The 16,077-nt window shown below is 62.9% G+C and carries 15 protein-coding genes; 12 read left to right on the forward strand and 3 right to left on the reverse strand.

All coding sequences use genetic code 11. The features are described 5' to 3' along the window. The first annotated feature begins 53 nt into the window (after positions 1–53). From prcB to ACIPY3_RS08550, 12 genes are all read left to right on the forward strand, one after another. On the forward strand, positions 54–863 hold the full coding sequence (gene prcB, locus ACIPY3_RS08495; RefSeq protein WP_400332484.1) for a proteasome subunit beta: 810 nt from the start codon (positions 54–56) through the stop codon (positions 861–863). Between the two features lies 1 nt (position 864). After that, positions 865–1,572 (forward strand): proteasome subunit alpha, encoded by a 708-nt coding sequence (gene prcA / locus ACIPY3_RS08500; protein WP_400332487.1) that lies wholly within the window; start codon positions 865–867, stop codon positions 1,570–1,572. 1 nt (position 1,573) lies between these two features. Then, a complete protein-coding gene (gene pafA / locus ACIPY3_RS08505; protein WP_397321866.1) occupies positions 1,574–2,938 on the forward strand; it encodes a Pup--protein ligase in 1,365 nt (454 codons plus the stop codon). 124 nt (positions 2,939–3,062) lie between these two features. Then, complete coding sequence (locus tag ACIPY3_RS08510) at positions 3,063–3,992, forward strand: FKBP-type peptidyl-prolyl cis-trans isomerase (RefSeq protein WP_400332490.1); 930 nt, start codon at positions 3,063–3,065, stop codon at positions 3,990–3,992. Positions 3,993–4,059: 67 nt separating this feature from the next. Beyond that, on the forward strand, positions 4,060–4,455 hold the full coding sequence (locus ACIPY3_RS08515) for an FKBP-type peptidyl-prolyl cis-trans isomerase (RefSeq protein ID WP_397321868.1): 396 nt from the start codon (positions 4,060–4,062) through the stop codon (positions 4,453–4,455). Between the two features lie 93 nt (positions 4,456–4,548). Continuing rightward, a complete protein-coding gene (locus tag ACIPY3_RS08520) occupies positions 4,549–6,555 on the forward strand; it encodes a helix-turn-helix transcriptional regulator (RefSeq protein WP_400332493.1) in 2,007 nt (668 codons plus the stop codon). A 9-nt stretch (positions 6,556–6,564) separates the two neighbouring features. Then, complete coding sequence (locus ACIPY3_RS08525) at positions 6,565–6,915, forward strand: hypothetical protein (RefSeq protein WP_400332496.1); 351 nt, start codon at positions 6,565–6,567, stop codon at positions 6,913–6,915. Between the two features lie 35 nt (positions 6,916–6,950). Continuing rightward, entirely contained in the window at positions 6,951–7,229 is a 279-nt protein-coding gene (gene tatA / locus ACIPY3_RS08530; RefSeq protein WP_400332498.1) for a Sec-independent protein translocase subunit TatA, read from the forward strand. Between the two features lie 50 nt (positions 7,230–7,279). Then, the gene (gene tatC / locus ACIPY3_RS08535) at positions 7,280–8,074 is read left to right on the forward strand and encodes a twin-arginine translocase subunit TatC (protein WP_400332501.1); all 795 of its coding nucleotides are present in this window, start codon (positions 7,280–7,282) and stop codon (positions 8,072–8,074) included. 24 nt (positions 8,075–8,098) lie between these two features. Continuing rightward, positions 8,099–11,050, forward strand: a complete 2,952-nt coding sequence (locus ACIPY3_RS08540; RefSeq protein WP_400332504.1) for a DEAD/DEAH box helicase — start codon at positions 8,099–8,101, stop codon at positions 11,048–11,050. A 45-nt stretch (positions 11,051–11,095) separates the two neighbouring features. Further along, positions 11,096–12,736 (forward strand): amidohydrolase, encoded by a 1,641-nt coding sequence (locus tag ACIPY3_RS08545; protein ID WP_400332507.1) that lies wholly within the window; start codon positions 11,096–11,098, stop codon positions 12,734–12,736. Between the two features lie 353 nt (positions 12,737–13,089). After that, complete coding sequence (locus ACIPY3_RS08550) at positions 13,090–13,833, forward strand: polyprenol monophosphomannose synthase (protein WP_400269490.1); 744 nt, start codon at positions 13,090–13,092, stop codon at positions 13,831–13,833. Between the two features lie 83 nt (positions 13,834–13,916). Here the strand turns inward: ACIPY3_RS08550 and ACIPY3_RS08555 are convergent, their stop codons facing one another. The 3 genes from ACIPY3_RS08555 to ACIPY3_RS08565 form a co-directional block, all read right to left on the reverse strand. Then, positions 13,917–14,264 (reverse strand): RNA polymerase-binding protein RbpA, encoded by a 348-nt coding sequence (locus ACIPY3_RS08555; protein WP_397321881.1) that lies wholly within the window; start codon positions 14,262–14,264, stop codon positions 13,917–13,919. Between the two features lie 257 nt (positions 14,265–14,521). Continuing rightward, positions 14,522–15,502: an SPFH domain-containing protein gene (locus tag ACIPY3_RS08560; protein WP_400332510.1), complete on the reverse strand. Its 981-nt coding sequence runs from the start codon at positions 15,500–15,502 to the stop codon at positions 14,522–14,524. 90 nt (positions 15,503–15,592) lie between these two features. Then, entirely contained in the window at positions 15,593–16,054 is a 462-nt protein-coding gene (locus ACIPY3_RS08565; protein WP_400332513.1) for an NfeD family protein, read from the reverse strand. Between the last annotated feature and the right edge of the window lie 23 nt (positions 16,055–16,077).

Below are 16,077 nucleotides of genomic sequence, written 5' to 3' on the forward strand. Positions count from 1 at the left end.
CCGTTCGGCGAGAGGCCGCCGGGCATTGGAACGCGAGTCGAAGGAGTGCAGCAATGCAGGACCCATCAATCGGCCCCCTGGCCACCCAGGCAACGTCTTCATTCACGGAGCATCTCCAACGCTCGCGTCCCGAACTTCTTCCCTTCAATCAATCCCTTCCGGCGGGCGCCGTTCCCGCCGCGCCGCATGCCACAACCATCGTGGCCATGACGTATGCCGGGGGAGTCCTCATGGCCGGCGACCGGCGCGCGACCATGGGCAATGTCATTGCCAGCCGCCATATCGAGAAGGTCTTCCCGGCGGACGAATACTCCGTCCTGGGAATTGCAGGCACTGCAGGCCTCGCCATCGACATCACCCGCCTCTTCCAGGTGGAACTGGAACACTACGAGAAGATCGAGGGCACCCTCCTCAGCCTCGTGGGGAAGGCAAACCGCCTGGGCGCCATGATCCGCGGCAACCTGCCCATGGCAATGCAGGGCATGGCCGTCATACCGCTCTTCGCCGGCTTCGACCACGTCTCAGCTACCGGGCGGCTGTTCTCCTATGACCTGACGGGCGGGCGTTACGAGGAGTACGAGCACCACTCTGTTGGCTCTGGCTCGGTCTTCGCCCGCGGGGCTTTGAAAAAACTATGGAAGCCCAATCTCTCCGAGGAAGCGGCGGTGGCCGTAGCCGTCGAAGCCCTGTACGACGCCGCGGATGACGATTCCGCAACGGGTGGCCCGGATCCGGTCCGCCAGCTGTATCCCGTGATCTATGCCGTGAACCGGGCGGGCCACCGCCGGGTTCCTGAAAGGGACCTCGCTGTGATTTCCTCGGCCATCGTCGAATCGCGGGCCATCGCCGGACGGGAGGCCTGACATGACGCAGCAATTCTACGTTTCGCCTGAACAGCTGATGAAGGACCGGGCGGACTTCGCCCGGAAAGGCATCGCAAGGGGCCGGTCGGTGATCGTGATTTCCTGCTCGGAAGGCATCGCTCTCGTGGCAGAGAACCCTTCACCCTCCCTGCACAAGATCGGCGAAATTTACGACAAGATCGCCTTTGCGGCAGTGGGCAAGTACAACGAGTTCGAGAGCCTCCGGCAGGCAGGTGTGCGGTATGCCGATGTGCGGGGCTATTCCTACGACCGTGAAGATGTGACGGCCCGTGGGCTCGCCAGTGTCTACGCGCAAAGCCTGGGTGCCGTGTTCACCGCTGAACAGAAACCTTTCGAGGTTGAACTCGCGGTGGCCGAGGTAGGGCTGCGCCAGGACAAAGACCACCTGTACAGGCTGACGTTCGACGGTTCCATCGCGGACGAAAATGGCTTCGTAGTGATGGGTGGCGTGGCCGAGCAAATCTCGGATGTGGTGCGGGGTTCCTGGGATCCCGAACTGGACTTCGCCGGCGCCATGAGATTGGCGCTTCGGGCGCTGGCCGCGGACAAGGACGTTGAAAGTCTTCCTGCTACCGCCGTGGAGGCCGCTGTCCTGCACAGGGCCTCGGAGAGCAGCAGGGGAACGCGGAGGTCTTTCCGCCGCCTTCTCCCTGAGGACATGGCGCAATTGATCACTGAGGAGGCCTGAGATGGACAAACGGATTTTCGGCATAGAAACCGAATTCGGAATCTCGTATTCGAGCCCTGACTCCCGGCCTCTGGCTCCGGAAGAAGTGGCCCGCTACCTGTTCCGCAAAGTGGTCAGCTGGGGCAGGTCCTCCAATGTCTTCCTGACCAACGGATCGCGGCTCTACCTGGACGTTGGTTCGCACCCGGAGTACGCCACAGCCGAGTGTGACGACCTCGCCCAGCTCATCGCCCACGACAGGGCGGGGGAGCTGATCCTCGACGACCTCGTCGATGAAGCACAGGCGCGGCTTGCCGCCGAAGGTTTCAACGGAACGGTGTACCTGTTCAAGAACAACACCGATTCCGCCGGCAATTCCTACGGCAGCCACGAGAACTACCTCATTCCCCGTAGGGGAGAGTTCTCCAGGTTGGCCGAAATCCTGATTCCCTTCCTGGTGACCAGGCAGTTGATCGCCGGTGCCGGCAAGGTCCTCAAGACACCGCACGGCGCCACCTTTGCGTTTTCCCAGCGTGCCGACCACATCTGGGAAGGGGTCTCATCCGCGACCACCCGTTCGCGTCCCATCATCAATACCCGCGACGAACCCCATGCCGATGCCGAGTTCTACCGCCGCCTCCACGTGATCGTCGGCGACTCAAACATGTCCGAGACCACGGCCCTCCTCAAGGTGGGCACCGTGGACCTGATCCTTCGCATGATCGAGGCCGGAGTCATCATGCGGGACATGCGCATGGAGAACCCGATACGGAGCATCCGCGAAATATCGCACGACCTGACTGGCCGGGCCTTGGTCCGTTTGGCCAACGGCAGGCAACTTTCCGCGCTGGACATCCAACGTGAATACCTGGGCAAAGTGACGGAGTTCGTGGCCGCCAATGGTGCGCACAACCCCCATGTCCCCCTGATCCTCGACCTCTGGACCCGCACATTGGATGCCATCGAAAGCGGTGACACCAGTTCGATCGACACCGAAGTGGACTGGGCCATCAAGAAGAAGCTCATGGACGGTTACATGCGCCGCCATGATCTCAGCCTCGATTCGCCCCGGATCGCCCAGTTGGACCTGACGTACCACGACATCTCCCGCCAACGCGGACTGTTCTTCCTCCTCCAGTCACGCGGTGCTGCCCGCCGTTTGGTCACGGAGACCGAGGTCAAGGACGCAGTGGACGCTCCGCCGCAGACCACGCGCGCCAAACTGCGCGGGGATTTTGTCCGCCGCGCCCAGGAACTTGGACGCGACTATACGGTTGACTGGGTTCACCTGAAGCTCAACGACCGTGCCCACCAGACCATCCTGTGCAAGGATCCCTTCCGCAGCGTGGACGAAAGGGTGGACGCCCTGCTGGACTCTATGAGCTGACTCCCAGCTTCGCCGGTTACTCTGGATGTTGGTCTCTTTCCAAAGAGGCACCTGATCGGACGCAGCGCGCCCCGCGATTGCCTGCGATTCCGAATGTCCTCTGTCCCGACGAAAGTGTCTTTTTGTGCGACGACTCCTAGCAATACTGATTCCTGCCCTTCTGCTCATGACAGCCTGTGGGGGAGGAGGAAGCACACCGGCTGCCGAGCCCACCAGCCAGTCAACGGGCGATGTCTCGAAGCTCTCTTCGCTGAAGGTGTCCGACAACGGTGACGACAAAGCACCCGGCCTCGACTTCACCAAGCCCCTGGCCGTCACCGAACCCACCGTCAAGGTTGTTGACGAGGGCGGCGGAGAGACCATCAAGGCCGGCCAGACGGCTGAGTATGCATACGTCGCCGTTGACGGCACGGATGGCAAGACCATCGAGGACACCTACGCGAGTGGACCTTTGACGCTTAGCTTGAGTGATGACTTCAAGACTGGCAACGCAGCGGTGTACAACGCCATAGTTGGCGCGAAAGTGGGGTCGCAAGTGGCCATTGCTGCACCTACCCAAGCGAGCGGCGGAGAAGCGGCCACCACGCAACTGCTGGTCATGAAGCTGCTCTCCGCCAAGGACACTCCGAAGGCCCTCGACAAGCCTGAGGGCGAAACCGTCACTCCTCCGGCAGGCCTGCCCACCGTCAAGGAAAATGACAAGGGCATCCCCGAGATCTCCGTGGACGGCGTCGCGGCTCCCAAGGAGCTCATCGCACAAGACCTGATCAAGGGCACCGGCGCGGCCGTCAAGGCCACGGACACGCTGACCGTGAACTACGTGGGCGTTAATCTCGTTGGCGGTGAGAAGTTTGATTCCAGCTTTGACAGCGGAAAGACTGCCAGCTTCCCCCTGTCCGGCGTGATCAAGGGCTGGACGCAGGGCCTGGCGGGCAAGACCGTTGGTTCCCGCGTACTCCTGGTCATCCCGCAGGACCTCGCGTACGGCGCGGAAGGATCCGGCAAGGCCAAGGGCGACCTCGTCTTCGTCGTGGATATCCTCGGCGTCAAGTAACAGGAGCCAGCACGACGGGCACTGGCTTAGGCTGGAACCTGACACCCGACTACTTCAAGGAGCAACCATGTCATTTGGACAGCGCGACTACGACCGCACCAAGCCGGAGATCGACTTCCCTGAGGGCGAGGTCCCCACGGAACTGCGCATCACCGACATCATCGAAGGCACGGGCGCCGAGGCGAAGGCCGGAGACACCGTTTCCACGCACTACGTTGGCGTGGCCTGGTCCACCGGTGAAGAGTTCGACGCTTCCTGGGGCCGTGGTGCACCGCTGGACTTCCGCGTCGGCGTAGGCCAGGTCATCCAGGGCTGGGACCAGGGACTGCTGGGCATGAAGGTTGGCGGCCGCCGCCGCCTCGAGATCCCCTCCGAGCTTGCCTACGGCTCGCGCGGTGCTGGTGGAGCCATCAAGCCCAACGAGGCCCTGATCTTCGTCGTGGACCTCGTAGCCGTCCGCTAGGCGAACCAAAACCACAAGGCGCGTCACCTCCGGTTCAGCCGGCAGGTGACGCGCCTTGCTGTTTTTCGACGGGTGTTTAGTAACGTAGCAAGAGTGTCCGCATCCCGCACTGAACGCCTCCTGAACCTGCTCCTGGCCCTGCTCAACACCAAAGTAGGGTTGAGCCGCGCAGTCCTGCGCGAGACGGTCTACCGTGGCTCCGCTGAGAATGACGCGGCTTTTGGGCGCATGTTCGAACGTGACAAGGTGGACTTGAAGCAGTTTGGCTTCGATATAGAGACGCTGATGGACACCGGTTTCGGTGAGGATGACCCCGCCTCAACCAGATACCGGATCGGGAAGGATTCGAACAGGCTTCCCGAGGTCAGCCTCACCCCGGCTGAAGGGACGGTCCTTCTCCTGGCTTCGCAGCTCTGGGAGCGTGCAGCCCTCGGGAATGCCGCGGTGAACGCCGTGCGCAAGCTGCAGGCCGCAGGCGGGTTCGCGGACACGGAGCTCCCTTCCGGAGTCCAGCCGCGCGTCAAGCCTGCGGGCCAGGCATTCGATGACGTAGTGGCGGCCATGCACGGACGCCAGGCCATCCGTTTTGGCTACCTCGCCGGCAGCACCAACAGGGAGGAAACCCGTGAGGTTGAACCGTGGGGCCTCGGCAGCCGCTTCGGCCAGTGGTATCTGGTGGGCCTGGATCGCGGACGGACAGCGAAGAGGTTCTTCCGTTTGTCCAGGATGACCACCGCCGTCACGGTCATGGCCACCAGCCGGTTCGACCCACCCGCTGGTTTCGATGCAAGGGCAGAGCTCAATTCCCTCACGGAACTTCCACTCCAGGAAGCGCACCTCGACGTGGACGCGGGACGGTTGCTGGACCTTCGGAAGCGCGGCTCGGCCATGTCCGGCACCAACGGACGCGACACACTCCGGATCGCCTTCCGGGATCCGGAGAAGTTGGCCGAGGAGCTGGCCTCCTACGGGCCGCACGTCATGGTGAGGGAGCCTGCCGGGTTGCGCGCCGCCGTCGTACGTCGCCTACAGGGTGCGGCCGCCTTTGATGCCGCCCCACCTGTTGCCGTTGAGTTTCCCGCCTCCGCCCCGGTTGTCCGGGCGCGGAAACGGACCTCGGAGGACCAGCTCACCCGGATGCTGCAGCTGGTGCCGTTCCTGGTACACCACCAGGGGCTGCATATCCAGGAGGTCGCAGACCACTTTGGGGTCACCCGCAAGGCCCTCATCGACGATCTGAAGATCCTGATCTGTTCCGGGCTGCCGGAAGGCTATCCGGACGACCTGCTGGACATCCAGTGGGAAAACGACCACGTGTACATCACCGAACACCTGGATCTGAACCGTCCCGTGCGATTCAGTGAGGAAGAAGCCGCGGCGCTGTTGACGGGATTGGCCATGCTGGGAGACCTGCCGGCCTTGGCCGGTGTTGAAGAAGACCATGCGGGCAGCGCCCTTGAATCGGTCACGCTCAAGTTGGCAGGTGCCGCGGGCGAGGCTGGAAGACTGGCAGGGGCAGTGGCCGGAGCCTCTGTGGAGCCCGAGCAGTCGGAGGCCTTCGCCACGGTGACCAAAGCCTTGCGGGACGGCAGGCAACTCCGCCTGCGGTACCTGTCCTTGCAGCGGGATGAAGTCAGTGAACGGGACGTGGATCCACTCCGCCTCTTCTCCATGGACAATACGTGGTATTTCGAGGCCTACTGCCACAGCAAATCAGGACTCCGCAACTTCCGGCTGGACAGGGTGGAGTCGCTGGAGCCCAACGGGCGGCCGGTGTCGCGGAAGGCGGTTCCGGATGCTGATGTGCCGGCACGTCTCTTCACTCCCAGTGACGACGACGCCTTGGTAGTGCTGCAGCTGACCCGCCAGGGCGCCGGACTTGCCGACGACTACTATGCGGTGCGCACGGCTCAACTGCCCGACGGCGGTCTGCTCGCCGAAGTGCGCTTCGGCAGTCCGGAGTGGCTGCCCATGTTCATAGCCCAGCACGGTGGAACAGCCCGGATCCTGGATCCCGGGCCGCTCAGGGAAGCTTCGCGGGCCTGGCTTGAATCCGCCTTGGCGCAGTATGGCGCCACGACTTCCAGCCCGGCTGGCTAGACTACTCAGATGCCTTGGTGGTTTTGGATCCTGTTGTGGATCGCGCTCATAGCCCTGTCGCTGCTTTTGCATGTCACCCTGGGCTTCCGTTTGTTCCGGAAATTCATGGCTACCGTGCGCGAATTGGGCGAGGCGGGTAAACGTTTCAGCAACATTTCGCCAACAACGGAAACCTCCGATGTGGACGGGACGTCCGAGAGGTCGGTGCCCGGTTCTGCCGTTTTTGCCTCGCCCGAGCAGATGCGTCATGATTACCTGACGGCCAAAGCCTTCCGCCAGGAAGTTCGTCGCCAACGGCGCGTCCAGCGCAAAGCCGAGCGGGGCCAACCCCAATCCCTGCACGACATAGAATTCAGATAGACGTAGGATGTATCCAAAAGGAAAGGACCTCCCCAATGGGACGACTATTTGACGGGCCCTGGCCGATCGTCATCATCATCATCGTGGCTCTTCTGCTGTTCGCCGCTCCTAAGTTGCCAGCGATGGCGCGCAGCCTCGGACAGTCGATGCGGATCATCAAGTCCGAGGTCAAAGAAATGAAGAATGACGGCAAGCCGGAGACCAAGGACTCTGCGAGCGATGCCGATGCCGTAGAGGGCAGGGTTGTGGATCACCCGGACGCCAAGTCCAAGAACAGCGGCGAAACTGACGTTCCGCCATCCAACCGCGTCTAAGAAGAAGTGTGGTAGCGACGAAAGGGCGCAAAGCCAATCCCGAAGCCCGGATGGCCTTGCTCGACCATCTCAAAGAGCTCAAGAACCGCCTAATTAAGGCTGCCATCGGTGTAGTGGCTGCTGCCGTTGGCGGCTGGTTCCTCTATGACCCGGTTCTCGAAGCATTGAAGTCTCCGGTCGATTCAATCGCCGGGCATACGGGTGCAATTGCGACCATCAACTTCAACAGCATTGCTTCGCCCTTTGATTTCAAGCTTCAGATTTCCATCCTGATCGGGCTGGTGATTTCCAGCCCGATATGGATTTATCAATTGTGGGCTTTCATCACTCCCGGCCTGACCAAGAAAGAGCGCCAGTACACGCTGGGCTTCATGGCTGCGGCTGTTCCGCTCTTCCTTGCCGGGGTCTGGGTTGGTTGGCTTGTGACGCCGCAGGTGGTCAGGGCCCTTACGCAGTTCACTCCCTCCGGCGTTGCCAACATTATTGATGCGCGCGACTACATCGACTTCGTCACCCGCATGATTCTGTTCCTCGGTCTGGCCTTCCTTGTGCCGGTGGTCTTGGTTGGGATCAACATGGCAGGCCTGGTTTCGGGAAAGACCATCCTGAAGGCTTGGCGGATCACGGTGTTCCTGGTCTTCGTACTGGCCGCCGTTGCCGCACCGGGCGCTGATGCCTTGTCGATGTTCCTCCTCGCAGGACCATTGCTGGTGCTGTTCTTCTCAGCCATTGGCGTCTGCATCTTCAACGACCGGCGGCGCGAACGCCGTGCCGTCAAGCGGGCTGCTGAGACGGAAGCCACGGCGGACATAGCCACCTCGGCATCGGATCTGGAGAATCTGTAGACCTCCGGCCACTAGGCTTGATGCATGTCCTCCATCTCCGGGTCTCCGTCACCATCAGACCGCTACCAGGCGGCAGCCAACCGGACGGCCGAAGCCAAGACGTATCTTGGCGCTTTCGCACGTTCCCTTGATTTCGACCTGGACGACTTCCAACGTGAGGCGTGCCGGTCCCTCCAAGAGGGCCGGGGCGTCCTCGTGGCGGCACCCACCGGCGCGGGTAAGACAATCGTTGGTGAGTTCGCCATCTATCTTGCGCTGCAACGGGGTTTGAAGGCGTTCTACACCACTCCCATCAAGGCGCTGAGCAACCAGAAGTTCTCTGAACTTGCTGCCAAGTACGGGGCGGCCAACGTTGGCCTGCTGACCGGTGATACCACCATCAACGGAGAGGCGCCGGTGGTGGTCATGACCACCGAAGTGCTCCGGAACATGCTGTACGCCGATTCGGAAACCCTGGGTGACCTTGGCTTCGTGGTGATGGACGAGGTGCACTACCTCGCCGACCGGTTCCGCGGGGCCGTGTGGGAAGAAGTGATCATCCATCTGCCCAGCGAAGTCCAGGTGGCATCGCTGAGCGCCACAGTGTCCAATGCCGAGGAGTTTGGTGCCTGGTTGGACACCGTCCGCGGAGATACGGACGTCATCGTGTCCGAGCATCGGCCTGTTCCGCTCTGGCAGCATGTCATGGTGGGTCGGGAAATCGTGGACCTCTTTGCGGGCGACACGTCCTTTGACGAGATTGCCCCGCCCATTCCCGATTCCGAGGTCCCGGACCTGGACGAGTCGGAAGACGCCGCTGAGGAACGCGCTGCAAGCCTCGCCAAACCGTCCAAGCAAGCAGGAGGCAAAGTCCGGCAGGCCCTGTCGGGGCAGGAGTTCGAGGTAAACCCCGAACTCCTGGCCATGGCGCGTTCGGAAAGCCGCATGAACTTCAGCGGCCGCTTTGGCCACGGCGGACGCAGCCGGCGTCGCCAGGACAGGCAACGGGAGGACCGCAACACAGAACAGCGCAGTCCTGTCCGGAAGGCCAGCAGGCCCCAAGTCATCGACAGCCTGAACCGGCAAGACCTGCTGCCCGCCATCACCTTCATTTTCTCCAGGGCCGGCTGTGACGCAGCGGTCGCACAGTGTGCGGCCTCTGGATTGTGGCTGACCACCGAACGTGAGCAACAGATCATTGCCCAACGTGTGGACGAGGCCAGCCGGGAGATTCCGGCCGACGACCTTGACGTCCTGGGTTTCTGGGGCTGGCGCGACGGCCTGGTCAGGGGCTTCGCGGCCCACCATGCCGGGATGCTTCCCACCTTCAAGGAGGTGGTGGAGAAGCTCTTCGCGGACGGTTTGGTCAAGGCTGTTTTCGCCACCGAAACCCTGGCGCTGGGCGTGAACATGCCTGCACGGTGCGTCGTCCTGGAAAAGCTTGAAAAGTTCAACGGGGAAGCCCACGTCAACATCACGGCAGGGGAGTACACCCAGTTGACGGGGCGGGCCGGGCGCCGCGGCATCGATGTCGAGGGACACGCAGTAGTCCTGTGGCAACCCGGTACTGATCCGGCAGCCGTGGCGGGACTGGCTTCGCGCCGCACCTACCCCCTGAATTCGAGTTTCAGGCCAACCTACAATATGAGCATCAACCTGATTGCCCAGTTCGGGCGCACCAGGGCACGGGAAATCCTCGAGTCCTCTTTTGCGCAGTTCCAGGCCGACCGTTCCGTAGTCGGCCTCGCCAGGCAAGTCCGCGGCAGGGAAGAATCGCTGGCCGGCTACGCCAAGTCCATGGAATGCCATCTCGGTGACTTCGGCGAATACTCCCGGCTGCGGCGGGAATTGGGCGATGCTGAGCAGTTCGCGGCGCGGGACAACCAGCGGGCCCGCCGTTCAAGGGTGTCCGATTCCCTGACCCGTCTCATCCCCGGGGACGTCATCAGCGTTTCGAGCGGCAGGTTGGCGGGGTTCGCCGTCGTGCTTGACGCCGACCCCAACGCGCGTGAACCGCGGCCCGCCATCCTGACCTCGGACAACCAGTTGCGGCGTATCGGCGCACATGACGTGGATGCGCCGGTGTCCCCGGTGACCCGGATCCGGATTCCCAAGTCCTTCAATGCCAAGCTGCCGAAGGCCCGGCGCGACCTCGCAGCGTCCATGCGCCACGCCGTCAGCGACGATGCTCCCAAGCGGCGCAACAGCAGGCATGAGGACTTCGGCCTGGGTTCCCGGACGCAGGAGCAGGAGAAACGGATCGCCGAGCTTCGCAGGAATCTCCGCGCGCATCCTTGCCACGGCTGCAGCGAACGTGAGGATCACGCCCGCTGGTCAGAGCGCTGGTGGAAACTGCGGAAGGAGACTGACGGGCTGGTCCGCCAGATCCAAGGCAGGACCAACACGATTGCCAAGACCTTCGACCGTGTGTGCGATGTCCTGTCCTCGTACGGCTACCTGGAAGCGAACGACGCCGGAAAGGTCACCATCAGTGCCGACGGCCAGCGTCTTCGCAGGATCTATGGCGAGAAGGACCTGCTCATCTCGCAAGCCATCAGGGAAGGTGCAATCAACGACCTCGACGCCGCGGAGATGGCGTGTTTTGCCACTACCTTGGTGTACCAGGCCAAGCGCGAAGACCGGGGCCTGCGGCCCAAAATGCCTTCCATTTCCCTGGAGACCGCCGTGGACATCGTGGTCCGTGAATGGTCGCGCCTGGAGGACACCGAGGAACAAAACCGGCTCCCCTTGACGGCGGAACCCGAACTGGGCCTCATGTGGCCCATGTACAAGTGGGCCAAGGGCCGGCACCTCCAGGATGTGCTCAATGGGACGGACCTCGCGGCCGGTGACTTTGTACGCTGGGCCAAGCAGGTGGTGGACCTGTTGGACCAGTTGGCGAAGATTCCCCAGCTGGACCCACGGCTGGCCCGCATCTGCCGGGAGTCCATCGACTTGGTCCGCCGTGGCGTCGTGGCGTACTCCACGGTCGCCTGACGTCTTTTTCGATTTCATTACCGTCTTTCCCAAGGAGTTCAGCGAATGAACCAACCAGGCGCGCCTGCCGGCAAACCCAAGGTCACCATGTACCGCAACGGATCCATCTACACGGCGGCGGATCCTTTTGCCACGGCCATGGTGGTGGACGGTGACACTGTGGCATGGGTCGGCTCCGAGCAGGCTGCTGCGTCCATCGCGGACGGCACCATGGCGATCATCGATCTCCGAGGTGCCCTGCTCGCCCCGGGCTTCGTGGACTCGCATGTCCACCTGACCGAAACGGGCGTGGCTCTGTCCGGACTGCAGCTAGGTAGTGCGCGGTCAGCCCGCGACGTCCTCGACGCCGTTGCCGCAGTGCCCGGCACGGCTGCCATCCTGGGCCACGGGTGGGATGAAACCACGTGGACCGATTCCACGCTGCCCACCGTGGAAGAGCTTGATCGGGCAGCCCGGGGCCGGACCGTCTACTTGTCGCGGATAGATGTCCATTCGTCGCTCGTTTCTTCCGCACTGATCAAGGCCGCGGGCCTTGGCGGGCTTGATGGCTTTACCGGGACAGCCCATGTGGTCCGGGCGGCACACACGGCGGCCAGGAGCGCGTCCAGGAACTTCGACGATTCCACGCGACGGGACTTGCAGGAAGCAGCCCTCCGCGAAGCGGCCAGTAACGGGTATGTGGCGCTGGCGGAAATGTCCGCTCCCCATATTTGCCGGCCGGACGATCTGCGGTTGGCCAACTCCTGGAACGAGGAAGGCGGCAGCCCGCTGATCCTGCCCTACTGGGGTGAGCTGGCCTCCTCGGAGGAGAACGCCCGGCAGATCCTGGAAGGCCTCGGAACCCCGGTGTTGGGGCTCGCCGGCGACCTCAACATCGACGGGTCCATTGGCTCCCGGACAGCAGCACTGGCCTCCGATTACGCCGACGCTCCCGGAAACCGTGGCAATCTCTACCTGTCCGTTGAGGAGGCGGCGAGCCATCTGGCGGCATGTTCCATGCTGGGTATCCAGGCCGGGTTCCATGTCATTGGAGACGCCGGACTGGCTTCCGCGCTCGACGCGCTCGACGCGGCCGCAGCGGAAGTCGGAGAGCAGCGTATCCGTGCTGCCGGGCACCGTTTTGAACACGTCGAACTCGCCGACCAGGAATCGGTGGACCGGCTCGCCAAGTACTCCATCACTGTCAGCGTGCAGCCTGGTTTCGATGCCGCGTGGGGGAGTCCGGGAGGGCTCTATGAGCAGCGGCTCGGTGACCGCAGTCGTGGCATGAATCCCTTCGCGTCGTTCTATGCCAGCGGCGTTCCCATTACCTTTGGAAGTGACAGCCCTGTGACTCCGCTTCGACCATGGTCAAGCATCCGGGCCTGCCTGGAACACAGCAATCCTGACCAGCGCATCTCGGCGCGCGCTGCCTTCCTGGGCCACACCCGAGCGGGGTGGCGGGCCACCAAACACCGCAATCCGCTCATGGGCCAACTGGTTCCGGGCGCACCGGCGAGCTTCGCCGTCTGGGAGGTCGAGGAGCTTATGGTGCAAGTGGCAGACAGCCGGGTGCAGTCGTGGAGCACCGATCCACGTGCCCGCACCCCACTGCTTCCGGCCCTGGATACCGGCAGCGACCCCGTATGTTTGCAAACGGTCCGCGAAGGCCAGGAACTGTTCGCGCACGAGTCCCTGCGCGGCTGATTCCGCGAGAATTTTCCGGAAGCACCGCCCCGCTGAACTGGGGCAACGCCCGTCAATGCAGGTCATCGGGCGGTTGACGGCGTTGCCTCGCCGGGTAGCATAAGCGGTACGCGTGTGGGCAGGTCCATACGGTCTTGGAGAACAGTCCGCCCGGCAGGACACCCGCCGGGCATCGACTGGACTGTGGCCGTTGGACCTGCCCACAGCATCGGCTGCTCCGCCCGGGAATGTGGGCACTGACACATGCGCAAATTATCAGTGGCCGCCTCACCCTATAATGGAGAGTTGCGCCAGAACGCCAGCGTCCATGCTGGTCCGGCACACTGACCGCTCCATCAAGGAAAGGCCTCTTCTTGCGTGTCCTGACGATCATCCCCACCTACAACGAGCTGGAATCGCTCCCCAAGACACTGGGCCGGCTTCGGGCTGCCGTTCCCGAATCGGACGTCCTCGTGGTCGATGACAACAGCCCGGACGGTACGGGACAGCTCGCCGACGGGATCGCCGCGGAGGACAGCCAGGTGCATGTCCTGCACCGCAAGGGCAAGGAAGGCCTGGGGGCCGCGTACATCGCCGGGTTCAAATGGGGCCTCGCCGCGGGCTATGACGTCCTGGTTGAAATGGACGCAGACGGCTCGCACCAGCCGGAGCAGTTGCCCCTGCTTCTGGATGCCATCAAGGATGGCGCCGACCTTGCGATGGGATCCCGTTGGGTTCCCGGCGGGAGCGTGGTTAACTGGCCGCTGTACCGGCAGGCGATTTCCCGCATTGGCAGCACGTATTCCCGGATCATGCTGGGCGTCAAAATCAAGGACGTCACCGGGGGATACCGCGCGTTCCGCCGGAGCACCCTGGAGGCCCTCAAGCTGGATGAAGTAGCCTCGGTCGGCTACGGCTTCCAGGTAGACCTCGCCTGGCGCGTCGCCAAACTTGGACTGCGCATCGAAGAACGTCCCATCACGTTCGTGGAGCGGGAACTCGGGGCATCCAAGATGAGCGGCAACATCGTGGTGGAAGCCATGATCAACGTCACCAAGTGGGGCCTCGCCGCGCGGTGGGCGAAGCTCACGGGCAAGCAGCCGGCCGCGGCCAAGTAATCCGAGGCCACCAGGCCACAAGAAAAGGCCGGGCCCGGTTCCCCCTAGGGGATCCGGGCCCGGCCTTTGCTCTGCAGGCTCCGTTATGCGGAGCGGCGCTCTCCACGGCGCTCACGGAGGATGTTCAAGCGATCCTCCAGGATTTGCTCCAGTTCCGGAAGCGTGCGGCGCTCAAGAAGCATGTCCCAGTGGGTACGTACAGCTTTTTCATTGGCGTCGACGGGACGCTCGCCGTCAACCAGCAGCGCCTCCTTGCCAGTCTTGGAAACCCAAACAGGGGGAATCTCGGCTTCGGCGGCAAAGGTCACGAAGACCTGCTCGCCATCCTCGCAACGGTACTCGACCCGCTGGCGCGGTGCCGGCTCGACACCGGATTCGGTTTCCATGCTCTGGGCGCCAAGACGCATGCCCCGCAGGCTGCGATCGCTCATGATTACTCCCTCTGTCTGTTCGCAGGGCTGGAAACCCTGCGCTAGCCGTAAGCCGTTGTCTCGCCGCTCACGGACTACTTCTGCACACCTTGCATCACTATTTGCAACGCCTGGCCAAGCTCTTATGTTCCATCCACGCTGAACCAGCCGGACAAATATCCCATTATACGCGGAAACGGGCCGGGCGCTCAAAAACCCTTAAACCCCAGGAGCGGCCAGCCTCCCGGCTGACCGCTCCTGGCGCGATTCGCTTGGTGCTACTCCGCGGGCCTCGCAGGCTCGGCTGCCGGCTCCGCGGACGTTGCCTTGGCATCGTCCCTGCCGCCGAAAAGACCCTGGACGGGGGAGTCCCCATTGGTCCCGCCCAAGGCACCGCCGATGCCTTTCAGGGCTTCGCCTACCTCGCTGGGAATGATCCAAAGCTTGTTTGAGGTGCCCTCCGCAAGCTTGGGGAGAGTCTGCAGGTACTGGTAGGCAAGGAGCTTCTGGTCAGGATTTCCCTTGTGGATCGCGTCGAAGACCTTTTGGATGGCCTGGGCTTCACCGTCTGCTCGCAGGATGGCTGCCTTGGCATCACCTTCGGCTGCCAGGATAGCCGCCTGCCGCTGGCCCTCAGCCGTAAGGATCTGCGACTGCTTGGTGCCTTCGGCCGTGAGGATGGCTGCACGCCGGTCTCGCTCGGCCCGCATCTGCTTCTCCATGGAGTCCTGGATGGAGTGGGGCGGGTCGATTGCCTTGAGCTCGACGCGGGACACGCGGATGCCCCAGCGACCCGTGGCCTCGTCCAGCACGCCGCGTAACTGGCCGTTGATCTGGTCGCGCGAGGTCAGTGCCTCTTCAAGGTTGAGCCCGCCCACGACGTTACGGAGCGTCGTGGTGGTCAACTGCTCTACTGCCTGGATGTAGTTCGCGATCTCGTACGTGGCAGCCCGGGGGTCAGTGACCTGGAAGTAGACGACGGTATCGATGGACACCACCAGGTTGTCCTCGGTAATGACCGGCTGCGGCGGGAACGACACTACTTGTTCGCGAAGATCCAGCAACGGCAGGAGCCGGTCCACGAACGGGATCAGGATGGTGAGTCCCGGGTTGAGCGTGCGCTGGTACTTGCCCAGGCGTTCAACGACGCCGGCACGTGCCTGCGGAATAATCCTGATCGAGCGGACCAACACAATGATGACAAATATGACAAGAACAACCAGCACTATGGCTGCCGCTGTTCCTCCTAGGCCGTCCATACATCTCCTTCATTCCCCAATTGAGTGGTTTGATGCGGCTCAACGGTGCGGGGCCAACCCGCGTCCGTCAGCAGAAACTTTTGGTGTGCCCTAAAGCGGGCTGTTTTCGGCAGTCGAGGCGACAACCGCCGTCGCGCCGTCAATCCTGGTGACCTGGACCGTGGCACCCGGGTCAATGACCTCAGACGTACTGCGTGCCGTCCACACGTCGCCCCCGATCTTGACCAGGCCGCTTGTCCCGCTCACAGCCTCGATAACGAGGGCGGATTGTCCAATCAGGCGGTCCACGTTGGTGCGCTGTTCGGCGGGTCCCTTGCGGAGGTGCTTGAGGGCCACGGGCCGCACGAAGGCAATCATCAGGAGGCTGACTACGCTGAAGACCACGATCTGGAGCCAGAAGTCGGCACCCGCGAAGTCCGCCACGAGACCGGCGAGGGCGCCGCCACCAAGCATGATGAAGAAGAGGTCGAGCGTGAGCATCTCCACCACTGCGAAGGCGAGGAAGACCGTGAGCCAGAGAGCCCACCAGTTTTCGCCGAGCCATTCAAACATCTGTTCCCCCTTGGTCCCGGACC

Origin of the sequence: Paenarthrobacter sp. NPDC089714 (assembly GCF_044748905.1) — a bacterium.
GTDB lineage: Bacteria > Actinomycetota > Actinomycetes > Actinomycetales > Micrococcaceae > Arthrobacter.

What these genes read in the sequence shown, in the direction of transcription:
- prcB (WP_400332484.1), top strand. Translation starts at nt 54, where the DNA reads ATGCAGGACCCATCAATCGGCCCCCTGGCCACCCAGGCAACGTCTTCA.
- prcA (WP_400332487.1), top strand. Translation starts at nt 865, where the DNA reads ATGACGCAGCAATTCTACGTTTCGCCTGAACAGCTGATGAAGGACCGG.
- pafA (WP_397321866.1), top strand. Translation starts at nt 1,574, where the DNA reads ATGGACAAACGGATTTTCGGCATAGAAACCGAATTCGGAATCTCGTAT.
- ACIPY3_RS08515 (WP_397321868.1), top strand. Translation starts at nt 4,060, where the DNA reads ATGTCATTTGGACAGCGCGACTACGACCGCACCAAGCCGGAGATCGAC.
- ACIPY3_RS08525 (WP_400332496.1), top strand. Translation starts at nt 6,565, where the DNA reads ATGCCTTGGTGGTTTTGGATCCTGTTGTGGATCGCGCTCATAGCCCTG.
- tatA (WP_400332498.1), top strand. Translation starts at nt 6,951, where the DNA reads ATGGGACGACTATTTGACGGGCCCTGGCCGATCGTCATCATCATCATC.
- tatC (WP_400332501.1), top strand. Translation starts at nt 7,280, where the DNA reads ATGGCCTTGCTCGACCATCTCAAAGAGCTCAAGAACCGCCTAATTAAG.
- ACIPY3_RS08540 (WP_400332504.1), top strand. Translation starts at nt 8,099, where the DNA reads ATGTCCTCCATCTCCGGGTCTCCGTCACCATCAGACCGCTACCAGGCG.
- ACIPY3_RS08545 (WP_400332507.1), top strand. Translation starts at nt 11,096, where the DNA reads ATGAACCAACCAGGCGCGCCTGCCGGCAAACCCAAGGTCACCATGTAC.
- ACIPY3_RS08555 (WP_397321881.1), bottom strand. Translation starts at nt 14,264, where the DNA reads ATGAGCGATCGCAGCCTGCGGGGCATGCGTCTTGGCGCCCAGAGCATG.
- ACIPY3_RS08560 (WP_400332510.1), bottom strand. Translation starts at nt 15,502, where the DNA reads ATGGACGGCCTAGGAGGAACAGCGGCAGCCATAGTGCTGGTTGTTCTT.
- ACIPY3_RS08565 (WP_400332513.1), bottom strand. Translation starts at nt 16,054, where the DNA reads ATGTTTGAATGGCTCGGCGAAAACTGGTGGGCTCTCTGGCTCACGGTC.